Source organism: Achromobacter sp. (assembly GCF_036567245.1).
In the GTDB taxonomy this organism is placed as follows: domain Bacteria; phylum Pseudomonadota; class Gammaproteobacteria; order Burkholderiales; family Burkholderiaceae_B; genus Achromobacter.
In genome coordinates this window covers 1-3,453 of record NZ_DATCUY010000341.1, presented here as the reverse complement: position 1 = coordinate 3,453, position 3,453 = coordinate 1, and the positions used below count along the sequence as shown (strand labels likewise).

The 3,453-nt window shown below is 67.6% G+C and carries 4 protein-coding genes; all 4 read right to left on the bottom strand.

Annotated elements, in window-relative coordinates; all coding sequences use genetic code 11:
* Positions 1 to 86: 86 nt before the first annotated feature.
* Complete coding sequence (locus VIR09_RS14770) at positions 87 to 587, bottom strand: nitrous oxide reductase accessory protein NosL (protein WP_332013543.1); 501 nt, start codon at positions 585 to 587, stop codon at positions 87 to 89.
* A complete protein-coding gene (locus VIR09_RS14765) occupies positions 584 to 1,414 on the bottom strand; it encodes an ABC transporter permease (RefSeq protein WP_332013542.1) in 831 nt (276 codons plus the stop codon). Before VIR09_RS14765 ends, VIR09_RS14770 begins: the two co-directional genes overlap by 4 nt.
* Complete coding sequence (locus VIR09_RS14760) at positions 1,411 to 2,313, bottom strand: ABC transporter ATP-binding protein (protein ID WP_332013541.1); 903 nt, start codon at positions 2,311 to 2,313, stop codon at positions 1,411 to 1,413. The genes VIR09_RS14765 and VIR09_RS14760 overlap by 4 nt, the downstream gene beginning before the upstream one ends.
* A partial coding sequence (locus tag VIR09_RS14755; RefSeq protein WP_332013540.1) for a nitrous oxide reductase family maturation protein NosD occupies positions 2,310 to 3,453 on the bottom strand: 1,144 nt, incomplete at its 5' end. The genes VIR09_RS14755 and VIR09_RS14760, both read right to left, overlap by 4 nt.

Genomic DNA, 3,453 nt, shown 5'->3' with positions numbered 1-3,453 from the left:
CGAGCGCCAGCGCGCTGGCTGCGGCGACGATGCCGATGAAACGGCGGCGGGTGTGGTTCATGGCGATAGGCCTGCAGGGGCGCGGTTTATTGGGCGAAGACATAGCTTTCCGGTACGTCGGCAAAGGTGACGACGCGGCCGCCGTGGGTGTCGGCGAAAGCCTGGGCATGGTCGCGCTGGGAAAACGGGATGGCGTCTTCGGCGCCCATGCCGCCGATGTAGCGGCCCTCGATGACGTAGTACGCCTGGCGCGCGTCGATCCAGGCGGCCGGGTCCGGCGCGCCGCCAGCGCCCGCGGTGGACATGTCGTTGACGTAGATGGCGCTGATGCCCTTGGGTTCTTCAGGCAGCAGCGTGTAGGCGAAGACCTGCTTGATCGAGGAGAACCATACCGGCGCCGCCTGCCCCTTGATGAAAATCTGTCCCTTGGGTCCGTTGTGTTCGTTGAGCGCCATGCCGCAGTAGTGGCCGACGGACTCCGTGGTCACGGCCTGGGGCGGGGGCGCGGTTTCAGGCGCAGCGCCGCTACCGCAGCCCGCGGCGAGCAGCAGGATGGAAATGGCCAGGGCGAGTTGCAAGCGTTTCATAGCGGCTTGTTCCTGAAAGCCGCCGTCGCCAGCAGGAATGGAACGGCGATCCACAGCAACAGCGCCGCAATCAGCGCGGCAATGGGCAGGCTGGCCTGGTCGCTGACGCCCGCCATGCCGGCGTACAGCGAAATGTTCTCGAAGCCCGTCAGGTTCAGCAGGCGGTACACGTCCGAGGGATTGAGCAGCAGCAGCGCGTTGAGCACGCCAGGGCTGACGTGGCGTCCCTGGTCGGCCGCCAGCACGCCCAGCAGCGCCATGTCGTAGATCACCACGAAGAACAGCCAGACGCCGACGGCGATGCCGGCGGCCGTGGCGCGCTCGCGCACCAGCGAGCTGATCAGGTAGCCCATGGCGAGAAAGCTGGCGCCCAGCAGCACGCTGGCTCCTATCAACAGCGCGAACGGCTGCCAGGCGCTGGCGTCCAGGCCGCCGTAGGCCCATTGCAGCGCCAGGCCGGCAGAGCCGTAGCCCGCGCCCGTGGCCAGCGCCAGGATGGCCAGGTGGCCGATGAACTTGCCGATCAGCACCTGCCAGCGCGACACCGGATAGCTCAGCAGCAGCGCCATCGTGCCCCGGTCGACTTCGCCGACCACGGCGTCATAGGCCAGCAGCATGGCGATGAGCGGCACCAGGAAGATCGACAGGCTGGACAGGCTGACCACGGTGACGGTCAGCGGTTCGGCCTTGACGGTGCCGGTGGGCGAGCTGCCCAACAGGCCCAGCGCCAGCGCCAGCGCGGCCAGCAACAGGGCGGTCGCCAATACCCAGCGATTGCGCAGGCCGTCGCGGATTTCCTTGCCGATGATGGTGCATACCGCGTTCATACGTCTTCCCGTTCAAGCAGATGTGCATAGATGTCGTCCAGGCCCGGTACCTGGATGTCGAGGTCGGCAATCGTGGACGACAGCGCGCCGATGCCGCGGATCGCTTCAACCTTGCCGCTCTCGTGGCAAGCCAGCTCGAAGCGCCCGGCCTCGATGCGGCGCCAGTCGCCGCCCGGCGACGGCGCATCGGCGTCGGCAAACGTCAGGCGGATGCGGATGGGCAGCCCGGTGGAGCGCCGCAGCGCCGACATCGCGCCGTCGGCGATCTTTCTGCCCGCCTTCATCACGACGATGCGGTCCGCATGGCCTGCCAGCTCGGACAGGGCATGGGTGCTCAGCAGTATCGTGGCGCCGGTGGCGCGCAACTCATGGACGATGTCGTAGAACATCAGGCGCGAGGCCGGGTCCAGGCCCGTGGTGGGCTCGTCGAACAGCAGCACCCGAGGCTGGCCCAGCAGCGCCTGGGCCAGCGCCAGGCGCTGCCGCATGCCCTTGGAGTAGCCGCCCACGCGGCGGCGCGCGGCGCCCGAGATGCCGACCTTCTCCAGCAGCGCGGCATTGCCCGACAGGGGCTGGCGCTTGAGCCTGGCGTAGAACGCCAGGGTTTCCTCGCCGGTCATCGACGGATGCAGCGCCACGGTTTCGGGCAGATAGCCGATCCTGCCGCGCAGGCGCGCCGCGGCCGGGCTGTGGGCGTCCTGGCCGAAGATCGCGACCCGGCCGCGGCTGGGCCGTATCAGTCCCAGGATGAGTTTGATCATCGTGCTCTTGCCGGCGCCGTTGTGTCCGGCGAGCGCGACGCATTCGCCCTCGCGCAGTTGCAGATCCAGGCCGTCGAGGGCCTGGTGCGCGCCATAGTGCTTGCTGACGCCGGTAAGCGCCACAAGGTCGGTGCTCATGGTGATTCCTTGGTGCTTGCGGTGGGCGGGGGCTGCATCAGCGGGGCGCTGTCGATCACGCCGCCGGGCAGGATGGCGGGGAACTGCGACTGCGCCCAGCGCACGATGGAAATCGACGGACTGTTCAGCAGGATGCGGGCCGCGGGTGCGCGCCACAGCAGCTGGTCGACCACGTCGTTCGGCCGGTACGCGGTGTCGGCGATGCCGTCGCCGTCCAGGTCGAAAGCGGTGTTGTCGCTCCAATAGTTGCCGCGTCCGTCCACCGACCAGTCCAGCGTCCGGGTGCCCACGTACTTCACCTGGTTGCGGTTGTTGATGAAGGCGTTGCCGGAGATCCGGTTGCCTTCCGACCCGGCGGTGAAATGCACGCCGATGTCGCAGTTGGAAAAATGGTTGTCCAGAAAGGTGTTGCGGTTGGCGTTGTAGATGAACACGCATTTGCCGGCGCGGTCCACCGTGTTGTTGGCGATGGTGGAATGGTTGGCATAGTTCAGCATCAGGCCCTGCTCGTGGCTGTCCAGCGCGACGTTGTCGCGCACCACCAGCCGGTGCGAATACATGATGGCGTAGGCAATATCGGTGCCGGTCGAGACGTTGCCGCTTATCTCGCTGTCGTTGGTGTACATGTAGTGCACCGCATAGCGCAGGTCATGGAAGCGGTTGCCGCTGAACGTGTTCAACTTGCTGGTGTTGACGAAGATGCCGTCGCGCCCGGCCGAGATGTCGTTGTCCAGCACGCGCGTGCCGGGCGTGTTCCAGAGCGTCACGCCGTTGCCTCTCTCGGCCACGCGCAGCTCCTTGTTGCCCACGATGCGGTTGCCGCGGACGGTCGCGTCCGCGGGTCCCCAGACGTGCACGCCCACGAGGTTGTCCAGGATGTCGTTGCGCTCCACCCGCGCGCGATGAGCCTCGCGGTCCAGGAAGATGCCGGCGTCCATGTCGGACAGGCTCAGGCCGGAGCGCGTGACGGTCAGGTTGCGCAGGGACACGTCCGCCGCCTGGACCCAGACGGTGCGCCCCTGGCGCGTGCCGGCGATGATGGCCGAGCGGTCCGCCGGGCCTTCCAGCGTCAGCGGCTTGTCGATGACGATGGCGCCGGCATAGGAGCCCGGCGCCAGCTTCAGCACGTCGCCGGCCTGG